Genomic DNA, 26,166 nt, shown 5'->3' on the forward strand with positions numbered 1-26,166 from the left:
TTTTCCTCTGAGGACAGAAGATTGAGGTGGGCAGGTATGAGCATCGGCACAGGGTTCCGGACATTTACTGGAGTATTGCTTCTGGGCACCGCTTTGGCGGGATGCTCGATGATGCCGGAACGCCCCTTCGGTGGCGACCAGCGCGCTTTCGTCGAGGGCGGGCAGAACGCTGCCCCACTGGAAGAATTCACCGCAGAGGAAATCTTTGCCCGCGCCGAATATGAGCTGGCGGACAAGAAATACTCGAAAGCCGCCACCTACTTTGGCGAGATCGAACGTCTTTATCCCTATTCAGATTGGGCTAAACGCGGCTTGATCATGCAGGCTTTCGCCTTCCACAAGGATCAGGATTACGAGAACAGCCGCGCCAGTGCGCAGCGTTATATCGATTTCTATCCCGCTGACGAAGATGCCGCCTATGCCCAGTACCTGCTGGCGCTCAGCTATTATGACCAGATCGACGATGTGGGCCGCGATCAGGGCCTGACCTATCAGGCGCTGCAAGCCCTGCGCACTGTGATCGAACGCTACCCCGACAGCGAATATGCGGAAAGCTCGATCCTGCAGTTTGATCTGGCCTTCGATCATCTGGCGGGCAAAGAGATGGAAGTGGGCCGCTACTACCTGAAGCGCGAACACTACACCGCCGCCATCAACCGCTTCCGTGTCGTGGTCGAGGATTTCCAGACCACCACCCACACCGCAGAGGCGCTGCACCGTTTGGTGGAATCCTATCTCTCGCTGGGTCTGACCGACGAGGCACAGACCGCTGGCGCGATCCTTGGTTACAACTACCAAGGCAGTGAATGGTACGAGGAAAGCTACGCGCTGCTCACTGGTCAGGGCCTGACGCCCGAGGCCAAGGGCGACAACTGGCTGGCAAAGATTTACCGACAGATGATCAAGGGCGCGTGGCTCTGATCCACGCTTAGCCCATTTCCGGACCCAGAGATGCTTCGCACGCTTGATATTCGTGATGTCCTGCTGATTGACCACCTGCGCCTTGATTTCCAATCAGGGCTGAACGTGCTGACCGGTGAGACTGGCGCAGGCAAATCGATCCTGCTTGATAGCCTTGGCTTTGTTCTTGGCTGGCGTGGACGGGCGGAGCTGGTCCGCAGCGGGGCAGAGCAGGGCGAGGTGATCGCGGAATTCGATCTGCCCGCAGACCATCCCGCCATCGCCATTCTGCAAGAGGCGGGCCTGCCCGTCGGGGACGAACTGCTGCTGCGCCGTGTGAACACCGCGGACGGCCGCAAAACCGCGTGGGTCAATGATCGGCGCGTGTCGGGCACCGTGCTGCGGGATCTGTCGGAAACGCTGGTGGAACTGCACGGACAGCACGATGATCGCGGTCTTCTGAACCCGCGCGGCCACCGCCAGCTTTTGGACGAATTCGCAGGTCACGGGTCAGCGCTGTCCGATCTACGCGTCCTTTGGCAGGCCCGCTCCAAGGCCGCAAAAGCACTGGCTCAGGCCGAGACCCAATTCGCCGCTATGCGCAGCGAAGAGGACTTCCTACGTCACGCCGTAGCCGAACTCGACAAGCTGGACCCCCAACCCGGTGAAGACGCCGAACTGGACGCCACCCGCCGACGGATGCAAGGCGCCGAGAAGATCCGCGACGATCTGGCCCGGGCTTTCGGCATTCTGGGGATGGATGGTGCCGAAGGCGCCATGAGTGACGGCATGCGCTGGCTGGACGGCATCGCGGGCGATGCCGATGGCCAACTGGATGAAGCAATCGCCGCTCTAGGCCGTGCTGTGACCGAACTGGGCGAAGCCACCCACGCCGTTGAGCGTGTGCTTGATAATCTGGACTTCAATCCCTCAGAGCTTGAGGCCATTGAAGAGCGCCTCTTCGCCATCCGTGGCCTTGCCCGCAAGCACGGGGTCACCCCGGACGATCTGGGCAATTTCGCAGAAGAGATGCGCACACGCCTTGGCACGCTGGACGCCGGCGAAGGCGACATCGCCCGCTTGCGCAAAGAGTTGAAGGATGCGGACGCCGCCTTCACAGCCGCTGCAAACGCCCTGTCGGACGCCCGCAAAGACGCCGCCCTGCGGCTTGATCAGGCGGTGATGGGCGAACTTGCCCCGCTGAAGATGGAGCGCGCTGTTTTCACCACGGCCTTGGAGGCGGCCGAACCCGGCCCCGAAGGCATCGACAACGTCTCGTTCACGGTTGCCACAAACCCCGGCGCACCCTCCGGCCCCTTGGCCAAGATTGCCTCAGGCGGTGAACTCTCGCGCTTCCTGTTGGCACTAAAGGTGTGCCTGTCGCGGGAAACCACGGGCGTCACGATGATCTTCGACGAGATCGACCGCGGCGTCGGTGGTGCAACCGCCGATGCAGTCGGTCGCCGTTTAGCGCGTCTGGCCAGCGATGGTCAGGTGCTGGTCGTTACGCACTCGCCACAAGTGGCTGCCCTCGGTGCCCACCATTGGCATGTGCAGAAATCGGTGAATGATCAGGGTCAAACCCTGTCCAAGGTCATGCCTCTGGGCACCTCGGAGCGCATTGATGAGATCGCCCGTATGATCTCCGGCGACACAATCACCGATGCTGCCCGTGACGCAGCCCGTGCGCTTTTGAGCGCCCAATAAGGCGTCTTCTTGATCCAAATACTCACGGCTCAGGCCGCGATGCTTGTCAAAAACCAAAAGGGGCCGCGCAACCGCAGCCCCTTCCTTATTGCATAAATACTCGAAACGCCGCCTGCGCCTCACGCGGGGAAACGGACGACCTTGCCGGGGTTCAGGATGTTCTGCGGATCAAGCGCCTTTTTGATGTCGCCCATCACGTCCCAACCGCCGCCGTGCTCTGCAGCCATATAGTCCAGCTTTCCATAGCCGACACCATGCTCGCCGGTCACCGTGCCGCCCAAGGCAAGGGCGCGTTTGACCATGCGGCTGGATAGTGCTTTCGCGGTCTCCAGTTCCTCGGGCTTTTCCGGATCGATCATCAGGATCGCATGGAAATTCCCGTCCCCCACGTGCCCCAGAATCGGGCCGGGGATGCCGCTTTCGGCAATATCAGCGCGGGTCTCTTCAACGGCCTGGGACAGTTTCGAGATCGGCACGCAAAGGTCAGTAACAACCGCCCGTGCGCCGGGGCGGCTGGCAAGGATCGCCCAATAGGCGTGATGGCGCATGTGCCATAGCGCGGTACGATCTTCGGCGCGGCTGGCCCATTCGAAACCTTTGCCGCCGTGCTCTTTTAGGATTTCACCAAAGGTTTCTGCCTGCTCGGCCACAGCCGCCTCTGATCCGTGGAACTCGACCAGCAGATGGGGACACTCGGGCAAATCACTGCCGGAATAGGCGTTCACTGCCGCCGCCGTGGGACCATCAATGAATTCGATCCGCGCCATGGGTAGGCCATATTGGATGGTCTCGATCACCGTATCCACCGCGGCGCCGATGTCATCAAAAGCGCAGACAGCTGCGCCGCTGCATTCGGGCTGGCCCTGTAGACGCAAGGTTAATTCGGTGATCAATCCTAACGTCCCTTCCGAGCCGACCATGAGGGCCGTCAGATCGTAGCCCGCCGCAGATTTCGGCGCACGAGAGCCCGTGTGGATGATCCGCCCGTCGGCCAACACCACCTCTAGCGCCAGAACATTGTCAGCCATGGTGCCGTATTTCACCGCCGTGGTGCCGCTGGCCCGAGTGGCCGCCATGCCACCGATAGAGGCATTCGCCCCCGGATCGACAGGAAAGAACAGCCCCGTGGCGCGCAGTTCCTCGTTCAGAACCTCGCGGGTGATGCCGGGTTGGACGGTCACGGTCATGTCTTCGGGGTGCAGGGCCAGAACCGCCGCCATATTGCGAAAATCCACGACCAGTCCGCCTTGATGGGCCAGCGCGTGCCCTTCCAGCGACGTGCCTGCGCCCCAGCCAATCACGGGCATTGCGTGTTTGGCGCAGATCTTGACGATCTCGCTCAACTCGCCCGCAGAGGTGGGGTAGGCCACCGCATCGGGAAGCGTTAACGGAAAATAGGATTCGCTCTGTCCGTGGCTTTCAAGTTCAAACTTGGACCAACTGATCCGTTGCCCTAGTAAGGTAGCAAGCTCGTTCAACGCTTCTTGGTATTTCATAGACCGCCTCGTTTAACATCCGGCGCAGACTAGAAAGCAATTTGGGCAGGCAAAAGGCGAACAGTCCATGGCGAACGAATGTGAAAGACTTTTTTAAGGAATCTGCAGGGCTGCAAGTTGTCCAGCTTAAGGCAGCTTGGCACCGGTTGGTAGAAGAAGGTCCGGGGCAGGCCCAGTTCTGGCTGATCGCGCTGTTTGTCGGTGTGCTGTCGGGGCTGGCGACCGTTGGTTTTCGCTTTGGCATCCAGTACTTGCAAGAGGCGCTATACGGGACCGACGATGTCTCGCATTTGCACAGTTTTCTGGGCGAATTGCCTTGGATGTGGGTAGTAGGCATTCCAACCCTTGGCGGCTTGGTCGTGGGGATCATTCTGCATCGTTTCACGCCGGATGGGCGGGTGCGTTCGGTTGCGGATGTGATCGAGGGCGCCGCCCTGAACAACGGACGGGTCGAGCGGCGGGCGGGTCTGGCCTCGGCGCTGGCCTCATTGATTACCTTGTCCAGCGGCGGCTCCAGCGGACGTGAGGGGCCGGTCGTGCACCTTGCGGCGGTGCTGAGTACCTTTATCAGTGCGCGGATTAAGGCGGATGGGATCACGGGCCGCAACCTTATGGGATGTGCTGTGGCAGCCGCCGTCGCGGCCAGCTTTAACGCCCCCATCGCGGGGGCGCTTTTCGCGATGGAGGTGGTCCTGCGCCACTTTGCCATTCAGGCCTTTGCCCCCATCGCCGTGGCCAGCGTGGCGGGCAGTGTGATCGCGCGGATGTTCTTTGGCGACGGCAGCGAGTTTTCGCTAGCCTCATCCACCATCCTTGCCTTCTACCAAGAGCTTCCGGCCTTTTTCATTCTGGGCCTTGTGGCAGCGGTCGTCGGCGTGGTTCTGATGCGCCTGATTTTCTGGGCCGATAACGTGGGCAACCGTGTGCAGGCCAGCACCCATCTGCGGCCTTGGATGCGCCCGATGGTGACGGGGGCGATGCTTGGGGTGATCGCCCTATGGTTCCCGCACATCATCGGCGTCGGCTATGAAACCACCGCTCGTGCGTTGCACGGCGATCTGTTGCTGCATGAGGCAATCGTTTTTGCGCTGCTCAAGATCATCGCAGTTGCAATCACCATGGCGGGCCGCATGGGGGGTGGAGTCTTTTCACCTGCGCTGATGACGGGGGCCCTGACCGGCGCTGCCTTCGGGATCATCGCCACGGGGGTTATCCCGAACTTTTCCGGCTCGCCTACGCTCTATGCGCTGGCGGGGATGGGGGCAGTCGCGGCTTCGGTCCTTGGCGCGCCGATCTCCACCACTATGATTGTGTTCGAACTGACCGGCGACTGGCAAACGGGTCTGGCGGTGATGGTTGCAGTTTCAAGCGCGACTGCACTGTCAACGCGACTGGTCGACCGGAGTTTCTTCCTGACCCAGTTGATGCGGCGTGATATCCAACTGGCGGCGGGGCCGCAGGCCTATCTGCTGAAGATGTATTCGGTCATGTCCGTGATGCGCCGTCCCGATCATCCCAGCGCGGCCCCAGAAGAGCATCTGAATGAACTGGCCGAAAGCGGCACCTATCTGACCGCAGGTCAGACCCTGCGCGACGCCATGCGCCTGTTCGATCAGTCCGGCGCGGACTATCTGCCGGTGATCCGCGCCAGCAGCGGCGAGGGCGCGCCAGAAATCTTGGGCGCGTTGTTCCAACTGGACGCCTTGCGCACCTTCAACAAGGCCTTGGCCGAGACCGCCAGAGAAGAGCATTCCTGATCCGCTGGCGCTGGCAACTACACAAAGAAAAACACGCGCTCTGTGGCAGAGCGCGTGTGATTCATAATCCTTAGCGTGCTGCGGAAATTACAGCTGCTCCACGGCGACTTGACCGCTGGTGTGGAAGGCCAGATAGCCTTTGATCTTTTCCAGACCGGGCTTGGGGTCCTCATAGGACCAGCCTGCGTTCTTGATCGTCGTGCTTTTGGTCACGATGTTGTAGTACTGCGCATCGCCCTTGAAGGGGCAGCTGGTACGCTGGTCCGAGACGTCCAGAAACGCCATCGCGATATCTTCACGCGGAAAATAGATGACGGGCGTGTGATCGCCTTCGACCAGTTCCAGCGTATTCTGGCTTTCGCCCAGTACGGCCCCACCAGCACGCACAACATATGTCCCCGCATTCGCGTGGACCTTGATTTGTTCCGACATGTACAGTCCCCCTGTATCTATTCCTCTGCCACGGCGGGATGACGATTTTATGTCAGCCTTCGTTGAGCGGCGAGGTCATGTTCAATAACCACGTTTTTGCCTTTTCTGACAGTCTTGACAGGAGTTTGTCACAACATGTCGCATGGTAGCTGTCCAGCCACGCACGCTCGGCACGGGTTAGCAGTTTCGTATCGATCAAACGGCGGTCGATCGGAACCCAAGTGAGTGTTTCGAAGCTCAGCATCTGGCGGTGCGTATCCCCCCCTTCGGGGCAGTCCGCTGGCTGGACGACGATCAGGTTCTCGATGCGGATACCATAGTCGCCTTCTTTGTAATAGCCCGGTTCGTTCGACAGGATCATGCCCGGCTGCAAAGGCAGCATCGAGACCCGCGAAATCCGCTGCGGCCCCTCATGTACGCTGAGGAACACGCCGACCCCGTGGCCAGTGCCGTGGTCATAGTCCAGACCAGCCTGCCATAGGGCATTGCGGGCCAGCACATCCAGATCACGCCCTGCGATGCCCTTGGGGAAGCGTGCAAGGCTGATGGCGATCATCCCTTGCAGCACGCGGGTAAAGCGATCCTTGTGCTCATCGGTGATGGTGCCCACGGGCATGGTGCGGGTGATGTCGGTGGTGCCGTCCTCATACTGACCGCCACTGTCGACCAGCAGCAGCTCACCGTCACAGATCGGGCGGTTGCTTTCCTCGGTCACGCGATAGTGGTTGATCGCGCCGTTCGGACCGGTGCTAGAGATCGTGTCAAAGCTGATATCTTTCAACTGGTTGGTCGCGGTGCGGAAGCCTTCCAGCTTTTGCGCCACGTCGATCTCGGTCAGAGTGCCGGGGGCCTGATCATCCAGCCAGCATAGGAATTCGACCATCGCCGCCCCGTCGCGCAGATGCGCTTCGCGTGTGGCGGCAATCTCGGCCTCGGTCTTGCAGGCTTTGGGTAGAACGCAAGGATCATCGCCCCATTGGGTCGCGACCTCAAAGCTGTCCAGCACCTGTTTGACCAGCACGGGCACGCTGCCCTTGTCCAGCCGGACGGGACCAGTCAGTTGCCCCAGCGCGGCTTCAAACGCCTCAAGTGGCGCGACCGAGATGTCGGGGTCCGGTCCCAGCGCCTCGAACTTGGAAGGGTCCGAGAATAGCGCCACGCGGCCATCATCAAAGACAATCGCAAAGGCCTGCACGATGGGGTTATGGGCCACATCCGCGCCACGAATGTTCAGCATCCAGCAGATGCTGTCGGGCAGGGTCAGCACACAGGCCGCTTGGCCCGCTTTGCGCAGCACATCCGCCACCATCTGACGCTTTTCGCCGGATGTGAGGCCAGCAATCTCGACCGGAAAGGCGGTGGCAGGCTCGGCAGGGCGGGCAGGGCGGCCCTGCCAGATGCGATCTACCAGATTGGCCACGGGTTTCAGGCCGATATCGCTGCCAGCAAGCGCCTGTTCCATCGCCTCAATTTCGCGCGGGGTGTGCAGCCACGGATCATAGCCCACCAGACCGCCATCAAGATTTTCCAGCAGCCATTCGCTAGCGGATACGTCAGGCCACGGCACCGGCGTATAAGCATCCGCCACCTGCGATTTGACCTGAACGCGGTAGCGCCCGTCGATGAAAACACCGGCCTTGTCCGCCAGCACCAGCGCAAATCCGGCCGAGCCGGTAAAGCCCGTCAGCCACGACAGCCGCTCATCACACGGGGCCACATATTCCCCTTGATGGGCATCGGCCCGCGGCACGAAAAAGCCCGCCAGTCCTTCAGTGCGCAATTCATCACGCAGAGCCGCCAGTCGCGGCGGACCCTGTTCGGGGCGTGCAGTCACGCCATAGGTCTGAAAACTCATCCAGCTCTCCGGATACTAGATTTGATCCCCATCACGCGGGCACGGGCGCGGGGGTCACTGTCAAAGAGGCTTGCCAGTTGTTCGGTCATGGCACCGGCCAGCTGTTCCACGTCGGTGATGGTCACGGCACGCTCATAATAGCGGGTCACATCGTGGCCGATGCCGATCGCCAGCAGTTCCACCAGCTTGCGCTTTTCGACCATGGCGATCACGTCGCGTAGGTGCTTTTCAAGGAAGTTGGCAGGGTTCACCGACAGGCTGCTGTCATCCACCGGCGCCCCGTCCGAGATCACCATCAGGATTTTCCGCGCTTCGGGGCGGTTCATCATTCGGCGGTGCGCCCATTCCAGCGCCTCACCGTCGATGTTCTCTTTCAGAAGACCCTCTTTCATCATCAGACCAAGGTTCGGACGCGCACGGCGCCACGGCGCATCGGCCTGCTTGTAGATGATGTGGCGCAAATCATTCAGACGACCGGGCTGCATAGGACGGCCCTGCTGTAGCCATTTCTCACGGCTCTGGCCGCCTTTCCACGCGCGGGTGGTAAAGCCCAGAATCTCGACCTTCACGTTGCAACGCTCCAGCGTGCGGGCCAGAACATCGGCGCAGATCGCCGCGATGCTGATCGGACGGCCCCGCATAGAGCCCGAGTTGTCCAGCAGCAGCGTCACCACCGTGTCGCGGAATTCGGTGTCCTTCTCGACCTTGAACGAAAGAGGAGTGGTGGGGTTCGCCACCACACGGGCCAGACGGCCTGCGTCCAGAATGCCCTCTTCCAGATCAAAGTCCCAGCTGCGGTTCTGTTGCGCCTGCAAACGGCGCTGCAGCTTGTTCGCCAGACGGCTGACCGCGCCTTTCAGGGGTTCCAGTTGCTGGTCCAGATAGGCACGCAGACGTTCCAGTTCCGCCGGATCGGCCAGATCCTCGGCGCGGATTTCCTCGTCGAACTGGGTGTCGAAAACCTTGTAATCCGGATCGGCCTCGGAGGCGGGGGCAGGGGGCGGCGGCTCCATGGGCGCGTCGCCCTCGGGCAGCTCGGCCTCGTCGTCCATTTCCTGATCGGCCATGTCATCCTGACTGATCTGGGCCTGCGCCTGATCCATCTGCTGATCTTGGGCCTGATCGGGCTGCGCCTCGGCGTCTTGGGATTCGTCGTCATCCCCCTGTGCATCGGGGTTTTCCGCGTCCTCCTGTTCTTCCTCTTCCTGCGCGCTCTCTTCGTCGGACTGGTCATCCATCTCGTCGGGGTCATCCCCCAACTGATCGCCATATCCCAGTTCCGAGATCAACCGCCGCGCCAGACGGGCAAAGTTCGCCTGATCGTCCAGAACCTCATCCACATCGCCCAGAGCCTTTGCGCCCTGTCCCTCAAGGAACCCGCGCCACAGTTCCAGCGCATTGGCCGCTGCAGGAGGCATCTTGCGGCCCGTGGCAAGCTCGCGCACCAGATAGCCAGCCGCCGCCGCCAACGGAATATCCTTGGCCTCGGTCACCTGATCATAGCCGCGCACTTTGGCATCATGGGCAATCTTCGCATCGATGTTGCCAGCGGTGCCGGGCATATCCCGCGCACCCATCGCCTCGCAGCGGGCATTCTCCATCGCTTCATACAGATCACGCGCCATCTGGCCCTGCGGCACATAGCGGGCAAAGGTCTCGGCATTGTGATAGCGCCGCTTCATCGCCAGCGCGTCGGCCGTCCCCCGCGCCAACAGCACCTCATCACGGGTCATCCTGCGCGAGATTTGCGGCAGCCGCATGGAATCGCCGGACATGCCCGCCGGATCGACCGAGAAGCTGACATTCAGCTCGGCATCATCCGCCAGAACACGGGTCGCCTCGGCCAGTGCCTTTTTGAAGGGATCAGCCGGATTATCGGACTTTTTCATGGGGCCTGCCTGCGGTTAAACGAGTATTCCTCGCAACCTAGTCTTCCTGAGGCGGCTTGACCATAGGCCAAGACCCATCCCCCTTCATGAAAGCAGCACCTTCTCGCATTCCAATATGCGCCGCTCCAATTGAACGCGGGCACGGTCCACGCGGCCACTATCGACGGAATACTGCATCTCGCCCAAAAGATGGGTTACCTCGGACCAGCCCCCGGCCCGCCAGAGCTTTGGCATCTTCTGGGGCACTCCTTCATCCAGCGCCGCCGGCAAGGTCGCATCCAGCAGCATCTGGAAATCGGCCCGCTGGTCGCGCAACGCATCCACGTCCCGCGCGGTGGCATTGGAGTGATCCAGGGCCAGCGCCTCAAGGCGTCCGACACAGGTGGCAAAGAGCTCTGCCCGCTGATGCGGCCAAAGCGGAAGGCTATGGGCGGCTGTACCGAGAAACATCACGAACGCCGCACCCTTGAGAGAACTTCTGGCTATCCGTTTCATACCTCAAGCGTAGAACCGCCAATCCCCGTCGGTCAATTCACCTATTACATACCCCTGTTACAAAAAGGTGTATCGCGCCCCGTCAAACGGCGAATCGTGCCTCGCCAATCGGGCTATCCCCAATAGAAAAAGGCGTCCCAAGCAGGACGCCCTTTCTTTCATCTTGGCAAAAATACCTCCGCCGGAGGCCGTCGCGCGCCAGCGCGACCCGCTTACCCCAGCGAGATGCTGGCAGCGCTTTCGGGCAGTTCCTCGTCGAACAGACGCTGGTAGAACTCGGCAACGGTCTGGCGCTCCAGCTCGTCGCATTTGTTCAGGAACGACAGGCGGAAGGCATAGCCCACGTTGCGGAAAATCTCGGCGTTCTGGGCCCAGGCAATCACTGTCCGCGGGCTCATGACGGTGCTCAGATCGCCCGACATAAAGGCTTTGCGGGTCAGGTCCGCCACGGTCACCATGTGCTTGATCTTCTTGCGACCGGCCTCGGTGTTGTAGTGGGGGCACTTCGACAGAACGATATTGGTTTCCGCATCAATCGACAGATAGTTCAGTGTCGCGACCAGCGACCAACGGTCCATCTGCGCCTGGTTGATCTGCTGGGTGCCGTGGTAAAGGCCGGTGGTGTCACCAAGGCCCACGGTGTTCGCGGTGGCGAACAGGCGGAAATAGGGGTGCGGCTTGATGATCTCGTTCTGGTCCAGAAGAGTCAGTTTGCCGTCGGTCTCCAGAACACGCTGGATCACGAACATTACGTCGGGACGGCCCGCATCGTATTCGTCGAATACGATGGCAGTGTTGGTGCGCAGCGCCCAAGGCAGGATGCCTTCGTGGAACTCGGTCACCTGCTTGCCGTCTTTCAGCTTGATCGCATCCTTACCGATCAGGTCGATCCGGCTGATGTGGCTGTCAAGGTTCACACGGACCAGCGGCCAGTTCAGACGGGCAGCGACCTGCTCGATGTGGGTGGATTTACCGGTGCCGTGATAGCCTTGGATCATTACGCGGCGGTTCTTCTCGAACCCTGCCAGAATGGCCAGCGTGGTGTCAGGGTCGAACTTGTAGGTGCTGTCGGTCTCGGGCACGCGGTCCGAGCCATCGGCGAAGCCGTGTACGACCATGTCGGTATCGATGCCAAAGACATCACGGACCGAGATCTGCTCGGTCGGTTTCACCATCCCACTGTTTGCACCGTCGGCCATAGCCTCACCCTTCGCTGAAAATTCTCTCTTGCGTGGTGCAACATATCGCAAGGGTCCACAAGGGAAAGTCGAATTTCATGCGGATGGAGCGTTACTTTCATCGGTCTTGGCGCGGCAAATTGCCAACACGTCCCCTTGAGGCCTGCAGCACAAACGCAAAACGCCGCCTCGAAAGGCGGCGCTGATCAGCGTTTAAAAGGGCGGCTTATTTAAAGCTGCGGCTGTCCTTGATCTGGTCCCATGCCCAAACCACCTCTTGCAGCTTGTCTTCGTCCGAGCGGTCGCCGCCGTTCATGTCAGGGTGCAGAACCTTGATCAGAGCCTTATAGGCCTTGCGGATTTCGGCCTTTGTCCAGTGGTCCTTGGCTTCCAGAATCTCGATCGCGCGGCGTTCGGTCGGCGGCAGCTTGCGGGTGTGGCCGGTGATCGATTTGCCAGGGTTCTTGGTGGCGTTCTCGCCCAGAACCTGATGGGGGTCTTCGATGCCAAGGCGAGCCCATGCGCGGGCCTCGGGGTCGGTGAACGCTTTGGTTTTGCGTTCCCAAACGCGGTCTTTGGATTGCTGAGCGTTCAGTTCGGCCTCGGTCTGGCCGTCAAAGAAGCTCCATTGTTGATTGTATTCACGTACGTGGTCTTTACAGAACCACAGGTATTCGTCCAACACGTCGGGTGCCCGGGGCGCGCGGTATTTGCCGGCCTCTTCACAGCCAGGCTTTTCGCAGACGCGGGTCGAGGTCTCTTGCGCACCAGACATCCCCCGGCGGCCGCGCGGGTTCTTCTTCTTGGCGGAAGACACAGACATATCGAAACCAAAGGGGTCATTCTGTTTCATGGGGCATTCCCTTTTCGACTCGGACGGGTGATTTTAAACCGACTGTCGGCGGATTGAAGAGGTAATCTGAAAAAATGTCAGGACAATTGGGGCCAGTCGGCCGTGAAATGGAGCAGCGCTTACAAGAGGCTTTCGGCCCGAGAATACTGGAGGTGGTTGACGATAGCGAGAGTCATCGCGGCCATGGCGGGTATCAGGAAGGCGGCGAAAGCCACTTTAACGTGCGCATTGCCTCGGACCATTTTCAGGGGCTGAGCCGGATCAAGCAGCACCGGATGGTGCATGAGGTGTTGGGGCCGGATTTGATCGCGAAAATCCATGCGCTTTCCCTGAACCTGTCAGTTTAAAAGGGGCCGCCGCGGGGTGCCGCGGCGGCTTTTCGTTCTTGATCAGTCCAATCGGTCCGAGCGCGAGAAGATGCGCTGTGCGCGGCTGAGAAGCACCGAATTGGGGCTGCTTTCCTTGGGCAAAACAGGCTCGTCCGGTTCAAAGCTGTCTTCTTTTTCAGGCTTTTCAGCGGCTGCTTGCTTTGTCGCAGGAGCCGCAGCTTTCGCGCTGCCAAGCTTGGATCCAGTCGCCTGAACGCTGGTGATTTTCGTAGCAGCCAGAAGGGTTTCGCCTGCTGCGGTTGCGGCGGCGTCCGATGTGCCTTCGACCTTTTCAGTCGTTGCCGCTGCGGGCGCGGGGGCCGCTGCGGGCGCGGGGGCCGCTGCGGGCGCGGGGGCCGCTGCGGGCGCGGGGGCCGGTGCGGCTGCCTGTGTGGCAGGCGCTGCCTTGGTGGCTTCGACGCCGGTGGCACGGCGGAAAACCAAGAGGGTCTGGAATTTGGTTGTGGTGCCGGTGAGGCCCTCGCGGACCTCCATCGGCAGGGTGTCCGAGCGCTGGTATTCCCAGCCGTCGGCGCCCATGCGGTTCATAAGATCTTCGATTGCGAAGGCGTAACGAGCCTCTGCGCCTTTCACGCCCTGAGCCTTTTGGCCCTTGGTGGGTGCGGGAATCACGCGATATTCGTACTGAGCCATGAGGTCCTTCCTTTCAAAGCCGCAGGGCGCTCTATACGGGTCCGGGCGGCCTCAGCCAAGGGGGAGAACGTTCGAAAGGTTGTGAACGGCAGGGCCGCGCTGACCGATTGGGCAGAACTGTTAGGCGAATTTTTGCGAAAATCTGGTAAGGCTCTGAAAAGGCTGAAAATGTAGGGGCCAGAACGCGTATGGCAAACGTATGGCTTTTGTACTGACGTTCGGACCCTTTTGAAGCTGTCGGGATTGTGAGTATTTATGTCATGAGGAAGCCGATCAGGGAGGCGCGTTGCCTATCTGCGGTAGGACATGGAGGAGAGGGCAGGATGCCTCAGGCGGATCTATATGTGACGGCGGACCAGAACATTCCCGGGGCGGAAATGCTGGCGGCGATCGAGGATGTGATTGCAGGCTTCGACAGCGGCGCGGGGGCCTGTAAGGGGCGGCTGCATGTGATCGAGGTCTATCACCACAGCCATGTGCTGCTGCGCCTGTCGATGCTGCCCAAGGACTATCGCGACGGGGACTATGCCAAAGAGTTGGGTAAACGTCTGGCCGAGGCGATCCGTCCTTGCGGGGTCTCGCCCTGTGCGATGGGGGTCAATATCACCTTTGATCTGGTGAATTATACGTCGACACCGCTCTGACGTGGCAGTCCGGCGCGTGCCGATTTGCGGTAGGCGCCGGAGTTGTTTGGTGTTTTTTTGGAGGTGGCGGCTGACTGAAGCCTAACCTCGCATTTTTCGCGCTAGGTACTTTTTTGCCTGTTTTCGTATTTGGCCCAGAGATCCATGCGACCGGTTTGCCGAGCGTTCGCGAGGAACAGTTTTTTCCGAATGCTCGGCGTTTCGAGGCTGGAATAAACGCCACCTGAATATTTCGGCCAATCGATCGCCATGCCTAGTTTTACCATCTCGGCTGATAGGTCAGTGCCATCTTGTAGAGAGCATTTTGCAACGGTGCGGCCATGCCTGTCGGTGTCTGTAATCTCGGCGCGAATATTTTGACCTTTGCATAGGCGGTGCAAGGCCCATTTCGCCTTCTGTCCATATGGGTGGTTTAATTCCGGCGCATCAATGCCGAAGAGGCGTATTTGCGTATTATTGATTGTAATCGTGTCACCGTCTGTCACCCAAGCGCGGCCCTTTAGGGTTGGTTTTGGGGTAGCCTCAACGCGCTGAGTGGCATCGAAGACGGGGCGATCAGCTTCGCCTTGTTCTTTGGATTCTAGGGGTGTTGGTGCCCGCTCCGATGGCTTGAATCTTGGTGGTGCGGCATCGAATTTTGATGCGTGGGCGCGGCTGATTTTGAGTGCAATAAGCAATGACGCAATAAGGAGACCGAGAAGAATTATGTGCATTTCGCTTTCCAATTTCAGCGTGTGATTGGCCTTTAATATAATTGGAAAAGATAGAGGGTTCGAATTTATAGCTTCAATGCTTTTTGTATTAATTTTCCAGAAAATAACAAAGGCCCCCGCAATGGATCGCGGAGGCCTTTATTGTTTCGAATTGTGTGACGTTTATTCTGCGACGCAGTCCGCGAAGTATTGCATGACGCCGTCTTCGTCGCGCTCTTGTACAAGGCCGTGGATGTCGGTCTCAAAGCCGGGGCATTTGGCGGCGAATTCGCGGTTGAATTGCAGGTACTCGACGATCTTCTTGTTGAAGACCTCACCCGGGATCAGCAGGGGGATGCCCGGCGGGTAGGGGGTGACCAGCGAGGTGGTGATACGGCCTTCCAACTGGTCGATCGGCACGCGCTGGGTGGTACGGCGGGCGATGTGGGCGTAGGCGTCGGCGGGTTTCATCGCCGGTTGCAGGTCGCTCAGGTACATCTCGGTCGAGAGGCGGGCCACGTCGTATTTCGAATAGAGCGCATGCACGTGCTGGCACATGTCGCGCAGGCCCATCTGTTCCCAGCGGGGCTGCTTGGCGCAGAACTCGGGCATGATCCGCCACATGGGCTGGTTCTTGTCGTAGTCGTCCTTGAACTGCTGCAGCGAGGCCACCAGCGTGTTCCAGCGGCCTTTGGTGATGCCGATGGTGAACATGATGAAGAAGCTGTAGAGGCCGGTTTTCTCGACCACCACGCCGTGCTCGGCCAGATACTTTGACACGATCGAGGCAGGAATGCCGGTGTCTTCAAAGCGGCCGTCGATGTTGAGGCCGGGGGTGATGATGGTGGCCTTGATCGGGTCCAGCATGTTGAAGCCGCGGGCCATGTCGCCAAAGCCGTGCCAGCTGTCCTCGCCGTCACTGTCGTTGACCGCGTCGCTGTCGGTTTTCTTCAACTCCCAGTCTTTGGAGCGGCCGATGCCCTCTTCAGCCAGCTCTTCGGGGCCCCAGACAGTGAACCACCAATCGTCATCACCGAATTCCTGATCCACCTTGCGCATGGCGCGGCGGAAATCGAGCGCCTCGTCGATGCTTTCCTCAACCAGCGCGGTGCCGCCCGGAGGCTCCATCATCGCGGCGGCCACGTCGCAGCTGGCGATGATCGAATACTGGGGCGAGGTCGAGGTGTGCATCAGATACGCCTCGTTGAAGAGGTGCCGGTCCAGCTTGGTGTCTTCGGCGTCCTGCACCAATACGTGGCTGGCTTGGCTGATACCGGCAAGCAGCTTGTGCACCGACTGGGTGGCGTAGGTCACTGAATGCTTGGTGCGGTCCCGTTTGCGGCCCATCGCGTGATAGGTGCCGTAGAAGGGGTGGAAGGCGGCGTGGGGCAGCCATGCCTCATCAAAGTGCAGGTTGTCCACGTAACCATCCAGCATGCTCTTGATGGTTTCGGTGTTGTAGAGCACCCCGTCGTAGGTGGACTGGGTGAGGGTCATGATGCGGGGCTTCACGGTCTCGGGGTCCACGCCTTCCAGCAGGGGGTTGGCGCGGATTTTGGCCTTGATGGTTTCAGGCTCGAATTCCGATTTGTGGATCGGGCCGATGATGCCCCAGTGGTTGCGTGTGGGCTTCATGAACACAGGGATCGCACCAGTCATGATGATCGAGTGCAGGATCGACTTGTGACAGTTGCGGTCCACCACAACCACATCACCGGGGGCGACGGTGTGGTGCCAGACCATCTTGTTGCTGGTCGAGGTGCCGTTGGTCACAAAGAAGCAGTGATCGGCGTTGAAAATCCGCGCCGCGTTCCGCTCGGACGCGCCAATTGCGCCGTTGTGGTCCAAGAGCTGGCCCAGTTCCTCGACCGCGTTACACACGTCGGCGCGCAGCATGTTCTCACCGTAGAACTGGTGGTACATCTGGCCGATGGGCGATTTCAGGAAGGCCACCCCGCCCGAGTGACCGGGGCAGTGCCATGAATACGAGCCGTCCTCGGCGTAGTCCAGAAGCTCGCGGAAGAAGGGGGGCTGGATCGCCTCAAGGTAGCTTTTCGCCTCGCGGATGATGTGGCGGGCGACGAACTCGGGCGTGTCTTCATACATGTGGATGAAGCCGTGCAGTTCCTTGAGGATGTCGTTCGGCAGATGGCGCGAGGTTTTGGTCTCGCCATAGATATAGATCGGCACATCGGCGTTCTTCCAGCGCACCTCTTCGATGAAGTTGCGGATGTTCAGAACGGCGGGGTCCAGATCGGGGCCGGGGGTGAATTCCTCGTCGTCGATCGACAGCACAAAGGCGCTGGCCCGCGACTGCTGCTGTGCAAACTGGCTAAGGTCCCCGTAACTGGTGGCGCCCAGAACCTCGAAACCCTCTTCCTCGATGGCCTTGGCCAGAGCGCGGATCGAGGAACCGGAGGAGTTCTCGGAGCGGAAGTCTTCGTCGATGATGACGATGGGGAAACGGAATTTCATGGAAACTCTCTTCACGAATGGCGGCGGATTGGCCGCGGGCGGATTTGTGTCAGCGCTGGGCGCACTGGCGGGATTCGTTATGCTCAGCTTTTGATGTTGGGCGCGGTAAGGTCAAGGGTTGAGCGGGCAGAACGCGTAATTGCCCTTACCGTGTCGCCGTTTGGAGTGCTTGCGCGGGCCGGTAGATGGCGCATAGTTCAAAGAAAGAACGGCAAGGCGGGGGCCAAGCATGCTGATCCGAACGGGAGGCGCGCGCACCGAAACACTGGACCTGTCCTTGGCGGGGCTGCTGTCGACCATTGCAGGGGCGCTGAACGCCGTGGGCTTTCTGGTTGCCGGAACGTTTACCGCGAATATGACCGGCAACATCTCGGCCATGGCGGATACTTTGGTGGTGGGACAGGTGGCGTTGGCCCTGTCCTTCGCCGGTCTGGTGGCGGCCTTTATCACCGGCGCGGTCTGTGCAGGCATCGCCGTACATCAAGGCGAGCGTCGGGGCCATCGGGCGATCTATGCGTGGGTGATCTGCGCACAGGCGCTGATGCTGCTGGCGCTGGGCGCGATGCAACTGCGTGGCGGCATGGATCAGGCGCATCTGGTGGTGTCGCTGAGCTTTTTGATGGGGCTACAGAACGCAGTGACGACGATGATCTCAAAGGCGCGGGTGCGCACGACCCATGTGTCGGGCATGGCCACCGATCTGGGGATCGAGCTATCGGCCATGACCATCGCAGGCGAGACCCGCCGCGAGGCGCTGCCCAAGCTGAAACTACATGCGCTGTCCCTGCTGTGTTTCGCCTTGGGCGGGATCGGCGGCACGTTGTTTTACGGAGTGGTCGGCGGCTGGCTGTTTATTGTCGCCGCAGCGGTGCTGCTGGCCTTGGCCCTGTCCGAGATCTGGCTGGCGCGGCGGGGGTAGGGGTACGCCGCAACAAGAGGCATCTCAGGCAAGACTTTGGCTGGCCTAGAATGCGTTGCTGCCTAAGGTTATCTAGATGCCTTCGATCAGATTCTTCATAATTTTCCAATGTCGCTAAGGCTTTAGGCGTTAAGCGTACGAGGCTGCTATTTGGTTCGCGATTAAATTCGCCAGACTCAACAAGTGATTCAAATACAATTCGATAATACTTGGTGAGCTCCTCTTTTTGAGGATGATAGTAGAACAGCTTTCCGTGTTTCTCGAGCAAAAAACTATGCGTCGTGAATGTTGGTCGGAAATCCCGCTTTTTAAGGGTCCAATGATATGCCCAAACAAGAACTTCCATCCGATCTTCTCTTGGAAGTTTTGCTTTAGAAAATGCCCAGATCTTGAAGCGGTGCTTTGCCAGCTCGCGCCGCGCTTTGAGTGTTAAAGTTGACCAAAGAAAATCTAGCGAAGAAATATAACGTATTTCGAGTTCTTGTGCGTAGTGAATGACTTCGAAATTAAGAGATGGTAGAAATTTGTTTTGCAGAGACACTTCGGCGCGTTCATTGCGTTTGTCGAACCAGAGGCCTTGGAGCCCCTTTTGCGATAAGCTTTCGGCTACAAAAGCCTCATCTCTGTCATCGTTTGTAAGACGACAGGTAAAGTAGTTCCGTGCCCGTAAACGCTCTGGATCACTAAGTGGTATTATCTTGGGAGCCGGAGATTTGAGTGCCAAGCCGATTGCTGCGCGTCGTGACAATATTCTAATATTATATATGATCATATGGCTTTTGATATTCGGATCGTTTCAATGTTTGTGGAAAGTCTGATAAATTGAATGAAGTCTACACAAAAAAGGCGCCCCTTTCGGAGCGCCTTTCGCATTTTCAGCTTTCGCGATTGATCAGAGGCCCAATTTGGCCATGACCAGATCGTTGACCGCTTTGGGGTTGGCCTTGCCGCCGGTGGCTTTCATGACCTGACCCACGAACCAGCCCGCCAGTTTGGGGTTGGCTTTGGCCTTTTCGACCTGCGCGGGGTTGGCTTCGATCACTTCGATCACCGCGGCCTCGATGGCGCCGGTGTCGGTGACCTGCTTCATGCCGCGCTCTTCCACGATGGCTTCGGGATCGCCGCCTTCGGTGTAGACGATCTCAAACAGGTCCTTGGCGATCTTGCCCGAAATCGCGTCCGAGGAGATCAGACCCACGATCTTGCCCAGTTGCTCGGGCGAGACGGGGCTGTCGGTGATGTCCTTGTCGTCTTTCTTCAGGCGGCCGAACAGCTCGTTAATGACCCAGTTGGCCGATAGCTTGCCGTCGCGGCCATCGGCCACGGCTTCGAAATAGTCAGCGGCCTCGACCTCGGCGGTCAGGACGGAGGCGTCATATTCCGACAGGCCCAGTTCGGTGACAAAGCGGGCTTTTTTCTGGTCGGGCAGTTCAGGCAGGGATGCGCGAATTTCCTCGATGAAGCTGTCGTCGATTTCCAGCGGCAGCAGGTCGGGGCAGGGGAAGTAGCGGTAATCGTGCGCTTCTTCCTTCGAGCGCATCGAGCGGGTCTCGCCCTTGTCCGGATCATAGAGGCGGGTTTCCTGATCGACAGAGCCGCCGGCCTCGACGATCTGGATCTGGCGGCGTGCCTCATATTCGATGGCCTGCTGGATAAAGCGCATGGAGTTCATGTTCTTGATCTCGCAGCGGGTGCCGAGGTGGCCGAAATCGCCGGTTTCGATGAACTTTTCATAGGCGCCCTGACGGCAGATCGAGACGTTCACGTCGCAGCGGAGGTTGCCGTTCTGCATGTTGCCATCGCAGGTGCCAAGGTAGCGCAGGATCTGGCGCAATTTGCCGACGTAGGCTGCGGCCTCTTCGGGGCCACGGATGTCGGGGCGGCTGACGATCTCCATCAAGGCGACGCCGGTGCGGTTCAGGTCCACGAAGGACATGTTGGGGTCCATGTCGTGGATCGACTTGCCCGCGTCCTGTTCCAGGTGGATGCGTTCGATGCGCACGCGGCGGGCGACGCCGGGGCCCATGTCCACGATGATCTCGCCTTCGCCCACGATGGGGTGGTAGAGTTGGCTGATCTGGTAGCCCTGCGGCAGGTCGGGGTAGAAGTAGTTCTTGCGGTCGAAGGCCGACCACTTGTTGATCTCGGCGCTGATGCCAAGACCGGTGCGCACGGCCTGTGCCACGCAGAATTCGTTGATCACGGGCAGCATGCCGGGCATGGCCGCGTCCACGAAGGCCACGTTGCTGTTCGGCTCGGCGCCGAATTTGGTCGATGCGCCCGAGAAGAGTTTCGCGTTCGAGCTGACCTGAGCATGGACCTCAAGGCCGATGACCAACTCCCAATCATATTTGGCGCCAGCGATGACTTTGGGTTTCGGGGGCTCGAAGGTCAGATCAAGCATAGGGGCCTCATTGGCTATCGGAATCCGGTTGCAGAGCGCCATGGCGCCCTCATTCGCCACAGGGATTATCCCATGCGTGCGGGGGGATCAACGGGCGTGAGGGGGTGTTGGGGGGAACGATCTTCGCCGAAGATCGTTTTGCGGGAAAAGTTTTCGGCGAAAACTTTTCTAGCCCAACTGTTTCACCCATGAAGGGCGACGGGAATTTTGGACCAGAGAGACGGTGGGCGCGTACCGGCCGCCAAGGGCGAGGGTGGCTTCGCGCAGCATCTGGATGCCCTCTTCCGACTTCGCCGGCAGGGCGCTGGCCGAGATGGCCTCGCCCACGGTGATGCGGAAGGGCTGGCGGTGCTTGTTCAGGGTTTCATGGAACAGGGTGATGTCCCGCAGCGTCGGGTGGATCAGGTCAAAGAGGTAGAACAGCGCCGAATTGCGGGCGCGCACGTTCACCGGAATGACCGGCAGGTCGAATTTGCGGGCGATCATCGCCGCCGAGGCCATCCAAGGGCGTTCGTGCAGTTTCAGGCCGCGGCGTTTGGCAAGGCGGCCCGAGGGGAAGATGACCCCAAGACGCCCTGCATCAACCGCTTGGCGGGTATAGGTCATCGTTTCGCGGGTTTTGGCGTGGCTGCGTTTTTCGTGTCGCCATTCCACGGGGACGATCATTTCGTCGAATTGGGGCAGGACCCGCAGGATGTCGCTGTTGGCATAGAAAAACGCGTCGCTGCGGATGTTGGCGATGGCGTGTTGCAGGATGATCCCGTCGGCGATGCCTGTGGGGTGGTTCGCCACGATCAGCGCCGCGCCGCTGGCGGGGATGTTTTGCAGGCCGGAGACCTCGACATCGCGGGCCAGCAGGCCTGCCATATGTTCCATGATCTGAAGTGCGGGCAGATCCTTGACGTCCTCGCCGATCGCAATGGTGCGATCGTAGGACAGCATTTTATGTAAAATGCTGCGGGCCACGTGGATGCCGGGGCGGCTTTCGTTGAAAAGCCACGGCGCACGTTCTGCAATCAGGGGATTAATGCGGTCTTTCATGACGGAACAGACACCAGAAATATTTAAACCAAATATGACAACACGCGGTGTAGGGCGTTGGTTCCAGTGAACTCTTGCTGTGGTGTGGTGGCAAGGCAGTTGTTCTGCCTTGCCTTTTTTGCGCGGGGTTATGCCGCCAGAATGCGGCCCACCATTTCCGAGGTGTCACGGGACAGGGTTTCGCGGGCCATGATGCGTTCCAATTGGGCACGAATCATCTGCTGGCGGTCCTCGTCAAAGCGCTTCCATGTGTCGAAGGCGCTGGACATGCGGGCGGTGGTTTGAGGGTTGAGGGCGTCCAGCTTGATCAGCCAGTCGGCCATCAACTCGTACCCCTTGCCCGAAGGATGGTGGAAGCCCGCCAGATGTCCGCCAAGCGCACCGATGACCGCGCGGAAGCGGTTGGGGTTGCGCATGTCGAAATCGGGGCGGGCGGTCAGGCGAGTGACCACATCGGCCACATCGTCCGGTTTTGCCATCATCACTTGCAGGCTGAACCATTTGTCCATGACAAGGCGGTCGTCTTTCCACTGGGCCTCAAAGGCGGCCAGCGCGTCAGTGCCTGCATCGGCCAGCAGCAAGGCCGAGAGGGCCGAGAGTTGCTGGGTCATGTTGTCTGCCGCGTCATACTGGGCCTGCGCTTGCTTGCCCCCGTCAAGGCGTGCGATCAGCGACAGCGCGGCCCCTGCCAGCGCCCGTTTGCCGGATTGATCGGCGTTGGGCTGGTAGGCTTCGTGCACCTGATTGGCGGCATAAAGGTCGGGCAGGATGTCGGCCAGATGCTCGGCTGTCGCTTGGCGCAGGGTTTTACTGGCGTTGTGGATCGCCATAGGATCGGGGACCACGCCCGAGGCATGCAGGGTCTGCGCGATGTCATCCTGCGAGGGCAGGGCGATGGCCAATGCGCGGAAGGCCGGATCAAGGCTTTCGTCCGAGACCATTGCTTTTAGCGCATCCAGATAGGCGCTGTCCGGCGCGTTGCCATCGGTGATCATGTGGATCAGCACGTCTTTGGCCAAGGCGCGGCCCGCTTCCCATTTGTTGAAGGGGTCGGTGTCATGGGCCAGTAGGAACGCGCGTTCGGCGTTGCTGGCCTGACGGGTCAGGATCACAGGGGCCGAGAATTCCCGCAGGATCGAGGGGATCGGCTTTTCCGTGAGGCCGTCAAAGGTAAAGCTTTGGGTGGCTGCCGACATTTCACACAAGGTAGTGGGGACCACTTCGGTGCCATCGGGTGACAGCAGGCCCACGGCGATGGGGATCACCAAGGGCGCTTTGTCCGGCTGGCCGGGGGTGGGGCGGGTTTCTTGGCGGAAGGTCAGGGTGTAGGTGCCATCCTCAAAGCTGTCTTCTACGTGCAAGAGGGGCGTGCCGGCCTGCGAATACCAGCGCTTGAACTGGCTCAGATCGCGGCCTGTGGTGTCTTCGAACACCTGTAGCCAGTCTTCAATGGTGCAGGCGTGGCCGTCGTGGCGCTGGAAATAGACGTCCAGCGCGCGGTAATAGTCCCGATCCCCCACCAGACGCTTTAACATGCCGATCACCTCGGCGCCTTTTTCGTAGATCGTCGCGGTGTAGAAGTTGTTGATTTCTTGAAACTGTTCGGGGCGGACGGGGTGCGCCAGCGGGCCTGCATCCTCGCGGAACTGGCGGGCGCGCAGCATCAGAACATCGCTGATCCGTTTTACCGAGGCGCTGCGCATGTCCGAGGTGAACTGCTGGTCGCGGAAGACGGTCAGACCCTCTTTCAGGCACAGTTGGAACCAGTCGCGGCAGGTGATGCGGTTGCCGGTCCAGTTGTGGAAATATTCGTGGGCGATGATGCCCTCGATCCGCTCGAAGTTCGCGTCTGTTGCGGTTTCGGGGCTGGCCAGAACCGCCGAGCTGTTGAAGATATTGAGGCCCTTATTCTCCATCGCGCCCATGTTGAAGTCGCTGACGGCCACGATGTTGAAGAGGTCCAGATCGTATTCGCGGCCATAGACGTCCTCGTCCCATTTCATGGAATCGATCAAGGCTTGCAGGCCGAAGGCGGTTTTGTCCTCATCACCGGGGCGGACCCAGAGATTCAGTGTCACATCGCGGCCCGAGCGGGTGGTAAAGCTGCCGGTGGTGGCGCGCAGATCACCGGCGACCAGCGCAAAGAGATAGGCGGGTTTGGGCCACGGGTCATGCCATTCGGCCCAACCCTTGCCGGACGCTGTGGGGTTGCCGTTCGACAAAAGGATCGGCTGTTCCCCTTCGATGCGCACGCTGAAGGGGGCCATCACGTCGGGGCGGTCGGGGTAGTAGGTGATTTTGCGGAAGCCCTCAGCCTCGCACTGGGTGCAGTACATGCCGTTCGACATATAAAGACCTTCTAGCGCGGTGTTGGTTTCGGGGCTGATCTCGACCTCGGCTTCCCATGTGAAGGGGGCGTCGGGGGCCTCGGCTGTCAGGCCGGTATCGGTGAGGGTGGGCGTGATCTCATGCCCGTCGATCTTGGCGCTGATCAGGGTCAGCTGTTCGCCATGCAGAAAGAAGGTGCGGTCGCTGGTGTCGGGGTTCGGCACAAAGTGGATGCGGCTGAGGACGCGGGTGGCACGCGGGCTGAGGCGGAAGGTCAGGGTGACATCCTCGATCAGGTAGGCGGGCGGCTGGTAGTCGGCCAGATAGAAGGTCTGGTGCACGGCGTCTTTCATTTCGGATCCTTATCATTCGTATTTTCGCGGGAACCTGAGCGGGGGACTCGCGTTGGATACACATTGGCACAGAGAACCGAGATTTAAAGGAGAAGACAATGTCCGCCCCTGACACAAACCTCGAAAAACAAAAACGGCAGCACGCACCTGCCTTGTGGGGCATCCGTGCCGCTGCGGGCTTTGGCGTGGCGATGCTGCTGATTGCCGCCATGGTGGCGGTGGCCGTTAGCGATCCGGGCGGCGAGGTGACGCCGCCGGTCGATGCGCCTGTGAGTGCTGGCTAACTTATCGAAATTCGGCAGTGGCCTTGCCTGCATGGCCCTGCACATTAGTTTCATGACGGTGAGCGTGTTCCTGTGGTGGGGGCACGCTCTTTTTCTTTGCAGGACGTAGTGAGGCGGCCGATGGCTGGGATGCGCAAAAAGGGGGATTTGCCCCAGAAGGATTGTGCCACCTGCGGGCGTCCTTTCACTTGGCGTAAAAAATGGGCGAAGGTGTGGGACGAGGTGCGCTATTGCTCGGACCGGTGCCGAGGGGCGCGGAAAGTGGCCCCTTCAGGCCCACGCAAATAGGGCCAGCACCGCCAATTGCGCACCAAGGATCACGTTCAGGCGGCTTTTGAAGGGCTGCTTTTTCGTTTTGTGGTTAAAGAACAGTTGCGCGGCCTTGGCGGCGACGGTGCCGCCGAAGAAGGCGCATCCCAGCAGTACCCGTTCAGGAATGCGCCGCCCCTTGCGGGTGCTTTGCCATTTGTCCCAGCCAAAGAGGACAAAGGTCAGCAGATTCACCGCGTAGAAGATCATCAAAGGCACAGGCATGGACTTGCGATTACGCCCTTGCACACCTGCGCACAAGCTTCGCGCCTTTTGTGCACTTTTATCGCGGGCGGAAAGGCCGTACCTTTTTGAATATGAAGGACAGACCGGAGGCATTCATGACCCGACCCGTCGTCGGCATCATTGGCAACTTTGCCATGTTGAACGAATCCTACCCCGTGCAAGTGGCCGGGACGATGAACGCAGAAGCCGTGGCCCATGTGTGCGGGGCTGTGCCGCTGATCATTCCGGCCAATCCCTCATATGTGCGCATTCAGGATTTGCTAGAGGTCTGCGACGGGTTCCTGCTGACGGGCGGTCGCCCCAATATCCACCCCGAGGAATACGGGGAGAAATGGACCGAATACTATGGCACCCCAGATCGTGACCGCGATGCGGTGACCTTGCCGCTGGTGCGGGCGTGTGTCGAGCGGGGCCAGCCCGTCATGGGGATCTGCCGCGGATTTCAAGAGGTGAATGTGGCCATGGGGGGATCGCTCTACCCCGAGATCCGCGATTTGCCGGGACGGGATAACCACCGCATGCCGCCTGACGGCACGCTGGAAGAGAAATTCGCCCTGCGCCACAAGGTGACCTTTACCGAAGGCGGTGTGTTCCATCGGGTGATGGGCGCGAAAGAGGTGATGACGAACACCCTGCACGGCCAAGGGATCAAGGACGCAGGTGCCCGCGTTGTGATCGACGGACATGCCCCCGACGGCACGCCCGAGGCGATCTACATCAAAGATGCAGCTGGGTTTACACTTTCGGTGCAATGGCACCCCGAGTGGAACGCTACAAATGATCCGGTTTCGCGACCTTTGTTTGAGTCGTTCGGGACCGCGTTGCACCAGTGGCAAGCGCAACGTCAGCCCTATGCGGTCTCGGCCTGATAATAATCTGTTACATTA

General features: G+C 59.9%; 23 protein-coding genes. 9 read left to right on the forward strand and 14 right to left on the reverse strand.

Annotated features, from left to right (window positions below; translation table 11 throughout):
• Nucleotides 1-36 precede the first annotated feature (36 nt).
• Together CLV74_RS00795 and recN are read left to right on the forward strand one after the other, a co-directional pair.
• Complete coding sequence (locus tag CLV74_RS00795; RefSeq protein ID WP_106262310.1) at nt 37-921, forward strand: outer membrane protein assembly factor BamD; 885 nt, start codon at nt 37-39, stop codon at nt 919-921.
• A 30-nt stretch (nt 922-951) separates the two neighbouring features.
• Nucleotides 952-2,607 (forward strand): DNA repair protein RecN, encoded by a 1,656-nt coding sequence (gene recN / locus CLV74_RS00800; protein ID WP_106262311.1) that lies wholly within the window; start codon nt 952-954, stop codon nt 2,605-2,607.
• Between the two features lie 119 nt (nt 2,608-2,726).
• Here the strand turns inward: recN and CLV74_RS00805 are convergent, their stop codons facing one another.
• A complete protein-coding gene (locus tag CLV74_RS00805) occupies nt 2,727-4,103 on the reverse strand; it encodes an FAD-binding oxidoreductase (protein ID WP_106262312.1) in 1,377 nt (458 codons plus the stop codon).
• A gap of 80 nt (nt 4,104-4,183) precedes the next feature.
• Between CLV74_RS00805 and CLV74_RS00810 the strand changes: the two genes are divergently transcribed.
• Nucleotides 4,184-5,860, forward strand: a complete 1,677-nt coding sequence (locus CLV74_RS00810) for a chloride channel protein (RefSeq protein ID WP_425430960.1) — start codon at nt 4,184-4,186, stop codon at nt 5,858-5,860.
• Between the two features lie 87 nt (nt 5,861-5,947).
• On the opposite strand, the gene CLV74_RS00815 is transcribed toward CLV74_RS00810, so the two are convergent.
• From CLV74_RS00815 to CLV74_RS00840, 6 genes are all read right to left on the reverse strand, one after another.
• On the reverse strand, nt 5,948-6,292 hold the full coding sequence (locus tag CLV74_RS00815) for a DUF427 domain-containing protein (protein ID WP_106262313.1): 345 nt from the start codon (nt 6,290-6,292) through the stop codon (nt 5,948-5,950).
• 52 nt (nt 6,293-6,344) lie between these two features.
• The gene (locus CLV74_RS00820) at nt 6,345-8,147 is read right to left on the reverse strand and encodes an aminopeptidase P family protein (RefSeq protein ID WP_106262314.1); all 1,803 of its coding nucleotides are present in this window, start codon (nt 8,145-8,147) and stop codon (nt 6,345-6,347) included.
• Nucleotides 8,144-10,036 (reverse strand): cobaltochelatase subunit CobT, encoded by a 1,893-nt coding sequence (gene cobT / locus CLV74_RS00825; RefSeq protein WP_106262315.1) that lies wholly within the window; start codon nt 10,034-10,036, stop codon nt 8,144-8,146. Before cobT ends, CLV74_RS00820 begins: the two co-directional genes overlap by 4 nt.
• A gap of 84 nt (nt 10,037-10,120) precedes the next feature.
• The gene (locus tag CLV74_RS00830) at nt 10,121-10,486 is read right to left on the reverse strand and encodes a hypothetical protein (protein WP_146134876.1); all 366 of its coding nucleotides are present in this window, start codon (nt 10,484-10,486) and stop codon (nt 10,121-10,123) included.
• Nucleotides 10,487-10,743: 257 nt separating this feature from the next.
• Nucleotides 10,744-11,730 (reverse strand): cobaltochelatase subunit CobS, encoded by a 987-nt coding sequence (cobS, locus tag CLV74_RS00835; RefSeq protein WP_106262317.1) that lies wholly within the window; start codon nt 11,728-11,730, stop codon nt 10,744-10,746.
• A gap of 205 nt (nt 11,731-11,935) precedes the next feature.
• Nucleotides 11,936-12,562 (reverse strand): DnaJ domain-containing protein, encoded by a 627-nt coding sequence (locus tag CLV74_RS00840; RefSeq protein WP_106262318.1) that lies wholly within the window; start codon nt 12,560-12,562, stop codon nt 11,936-11,938.
• A 107-nt stretch (nt 12,563-12,669) separates the two neighbouring features.
• Between CLV74_RS00840 and CLV74_RS00845 the strand changes: the two genes are divergently transcribed.
• Complete coding sequence (locus CLV74_RS00845) at nt 12,670-12,909, forward strand: BolA family protein (protein ID WP_425430963.1); 240 nt, start codon at nt 12,670-12,672, stop codon at nt 12,907-12,909.
• Nucleotides 12,910-12,951: 42 nt separating this feature from the next.
• Here CLV74_RS00845 and CLV74_RS22975 read toward each other — a convergent pair whose 3' ends face one another.
• Nucleotides 12,952-13,584: a DUF4177 domain-containing protein gene (locus CLV74_RS22975; protein WP_211298997.1), complete on the reverse strand. Its 633-nt coding sequence runs from the start codon at nt 13,582-13,584 to the stop codon at nt 12,952-12,954.
• A gap of 323 nt (nt 13,585-13,907) precedes the next feature.
• Here CLV74_RS22975 and CLV74_RS00855 point away from each other — a divergent pair, with 323 nt between their 5' ends.
• Nucleotides 13,908-14,228: a hypothetical protein gene (locus CLV74_RS00855; RefSeq protein WP_106262321.1), complete on the forward strand. Its 321-nt coding sequence runs from the start codon at nt 13,908-13,910 to the stop codon at nt 14,226-14,228.
• A gap of 101 nt (nt 14,229-14,329) precedes the next feature.
• Here CLV74_RS00855 and CLV74_RS00860 read toward each other — a convergent pair whose 3' ends face one another.
• Nucleotides 14,330-14,941, reverse strand: coding sequence for a thermonuclease family protein (locus tag CLV74_RS00860; RefSeq protein ID WP_106262322.1), 612 nt, complete (start codon nt 14,939-14,941; stop codon nt 14,330-14,332).
• Nucleotides 14,942-15,103: 162 nt separating this feature from the next.
• Nucleotides 15,104-17,395 carry an arginine/lysine/ornithine decarboxylase gene (locus CLV74_RS00865; RefSeq protein ID WP_106262323.1) on the reverse strand — a complete coding sequence of 764 codons (2,292 nt, stop codon included), beginning with the start codon at nt 17,393-17,395 and terminating at the stop codon, nt 15,104-15,106.
• 229 nt (nt 17,396-17,624) lie between these two features.
• On the opposite strand from CLV74_RS00865, the gene CLV74_RS00870 reads away from it, so the two are divergent.
• The gene (locus CLV74_RS00870; protein WP_106262324.1) at nt 17,625-18,314 is read left to right on the forward strand and encodes a YoaK family protein; all 690 of its coding nucleotides are present in this window, start codon (nt 17,625-17,627) and stop codon (nt 18,312-18,314) included.
• An 892-nt stretch (nt 18,315-19,206) separates the two neighbouring features.
• On the opposite strand, the gene gatB is transcribed toward CLV74_RS00870, so the two are convergent.
• From gatB to pepN, 3 genes are all read right to left on the reverse strand, one after another.
• Nucleotides 19,207-20,718: an Asp-tRNA(Asn)/Glu-tRNA(Gln) amidotransferase subunit GatB gene (gene gatB / locus CLV74_RS00875; RefSeq protein WP_106262325.1), complete on the reverse strand. Its 1,512-nt coding sequence runs from the start codon at nt 20,716-20,718 to the stop codon at nt 19,207-19,209.
• Between the two features lie 168 nt (nt 20,719-20,886).
• Nucleotides 20,887-21,759, reverse strand: coding sequence for a lysophospholipid acyltransferase family protein (locus CLV74_RS00880; RefSeq protein WP_106262326.1), 873 nt, complete (start codon nt 21,757-21,759; stop codon nt 20,887-20,889).
• Nucleotides 21,760-21,887: 128 nt separating this feature from the next.
• Nucleotides 21,888-24,440 carry an aminopeptidase N gene (gene pepN, locus CLV74_RS00885; protein ID WP_106262327.1) on the reverse strand — a complete coding sequence of 851 codons (2,553 nt, stop codon included), beginning with the start codon at nt 24,438-24,440 and terminating at the stop codon, nt 21,888-21,890.
• A 98-nt stretch (nt 24,441-24,538) separates the two neighbouring features.
• Between pepN and CLV74_RS00890 the strand changes: the two genes are divergently transcribed.
• Both CLV74_RS00890 and CLV74_RS00895 read left to right on the forward strand, forming a co-directional pair.
• Entirely contained in the window at nt 24,539-24,724 is a 186-nt protein-coding gene (locus tag CLV74_RS00890) for a hypothetical protein (RefSeq protein WP_106262328.1), read from the forward strand.
• Between the two features lie 120 nt (nt 24,725-24,844).
• A complete protein-coding gene (locus tag CLV74_RS00895; RefSeq protein WP_211298998.1) occupies nt 24,845-25,012 on the forward strand; it encodes a DUF2256 domain-containing protein in 168 nt (55 codons plus the stop codon).
• Here CLV74_RS00895 and CLV74_RS00900 read toward each other — a convergent pair.
• Nucleotides 24,995-25,258, reverse strand: coding sequence for a DUF1294 domain-containing protein (locus CLV74_RS00900; RefSeq protein ID WP_106262329.1), 264 nt, complete (start codon nt 25,256-25,258; stop codon nt 24,995-24,997). The two genes, CLV74_RS00895 and CLV74_RS00900, sit on opposite strands and share 18 nt — an antisense overlap.
• A gap of 116 nt (nt 25,259-25,374) precedes the next feature.
• Between CLV74_RS00900 and CLV74_RS00905 the strand changes: the two genes are divergently transcribed.
• Nucleotides 25,375-26,148, forward strand: coding sequence for a gamma-glutamyl-gamma-aminobutyrate hydrolase family protein (locus tag CLV74_RS00905; protein ID WP_106262330.1), 774 nt, complete (start codon nt 25,375-25,377; stop codon nt 26,146-26,148).
• Nucleotides 26,149-26,166: the final 18 nt, after the last annotated feature.

Source organism: Donghicola tyrosinivorans (genome assembly GCF_003003355.1).
Taxonomy (GTDB): domain Bacteria; phylum Pseudomonadota; class Alphaproteobacteria; order Rhodobacterales; family Rhodobacteraceae; genus Donghicola; species Donghicola tyrosinivorans.

Coding starts and splice junctions, on each gene's coding strand:
- CLV74_RS00830 (WP_146134876.1), bottom strand. CDS start 10,486: ATGTTTCTCGGTACAGCCGCCCATAGCCTTCCGCTTTGGCCGCATCAG.
- CLV74_RS00855 (WP_106262321.1), top strand. CDS start 13,908: ATGCCTCAGGCGGATCTATATGTGACGGCGGACCAGAACATTCCCGGG.
- CLV74_RS00895 (WP_211298998.1), top strand. CDS start 24,845: ATGGCTGGGATGCGCAAAAAGGGGGATTTGCCCCAGAAGGATTGTGCC.
- CLV74_RS00900 (WP_106262329.1), bottom strand. CDS start 25,258: ATGCCTGTGCCTTTGATGATCTTCTACGCGGTGAATCTGCTGACCTTT.
- gatB (WP_106262325.1), bottom strand. CDS start 20,718: ATGCTTGATCTGACCTTCGAGCCCCCGAAACCCAAAGTCATCGCTGGC.
- CLV74_RS00815 (WP_106262313.1), bottom strand. CDS start 6,292: ATGTCGGAACAAATCAAGGTCCACGCGAATGCGGGGACATATGTTGTG.
- cobS (WP_106262317.1), bottom strand. CDS start 11,730: ATGGCCGACGGTGCAAACAGTGGGATGGTGAAACCGACCGAGCAGATC.
- recN (WP_106262311.1), top strand. CDS start 952: ATGCTTCGCACGCTTGATATTCGTGATGTCCTGCTGATTGACCACCTG.
- cobT (WP_106262315.1), bottom strand. CDS start 10,036: ATGAAAAAGTCCGATAATCCGGCTGATCCCTTCAAAAAGGCACTGGCC.
- CLV74_RS00905 (WP_106262330.1), top strand. CDS start 25,375: ATGACCCGACCCGTCGTCGGCATCATTGGCAACTTTGCCATGTTGAAC.
- CLV74_RS00840 (WP_106262318.1), bottom strand. CDS start 12,562: ATGAAACAGAATGACCCCTTTGGTTTCGATATGTCTGTGTCTTCCGCC.
- CLV74_RS00865 (WP_106262323.1), bottom strand. CDS start 17,395: ATGAAATTCCGTTTCCCCATCGTCATCATCGACGAAGACTTCCGCTCC.
- pepN (WP_106262327.1), bottom strand. CDS start 24,440: ATGAAAGACGCCGTGCACCAGACCTTCTATCTGGCCGACTACCAGCCG.
- CLV74_RS00870 (WP_106262324.1), top strand. CDS start 17,625: ATGCTGATCCGAACGGGAGGCGCGCGCACCGAAACACTGGACCTGTCC.
- CLV74_RS00860 (WP_106262322.1), bottom strand. CDS start 14,941: ATGCACATAATTCTTCTCGGTCTCCTTATTGCGTCATTGCTTATTGCA.
- CLV74_RS00880 (WP_106262326.1), bottom strand. CDS start 21,759: ATGAAAGACCGCATTAATCCCCTGATTGCAGAACGTGCGCCGTGGCTT.
- CLV74_RS00805 (WP_106262312.1), bottom strand. CDS start 4,103: ATGAAATACCAAGAAGCGTTGAACGAGCTTGCTACCTTACTAGGGCAA.
- CLV74_RS00820 (WP_106262314.1), bottom strand. CDS start 8,147: ATGAGTTTTCAGACCTATGGCGTGACTGCACGCCCCGAACAGGGTCCG.
- CLV74_RS00845 (WP_425430963.1), top strand. CDS start 12,670: ATGGAGCAGCGCTTACAAGAGGCTTTCGGCCCGAGAATACTGGAGGTG.
- CLV74_RS22975 (WP_211298997.1), bottom strand. CDS start 13,584: ATGGCTCAGTACGAATATCGCGTGATTCCCGCACCCACCAAGGGCCAA.
- CLV74_RS00890 (WP_106262328.1), top strand. CDS start 24,539: ATGTCCGCCCCTGACACAAACCTCGAAAAACAAAAACGGCAGCACGCA.
- CLV74_RS00795 (WP_106262310.1), top strand. CDS start 37: ATGAGCATCGGCACAGGGTTCCGGACATTTACTGGAGTATTGCTTCTG.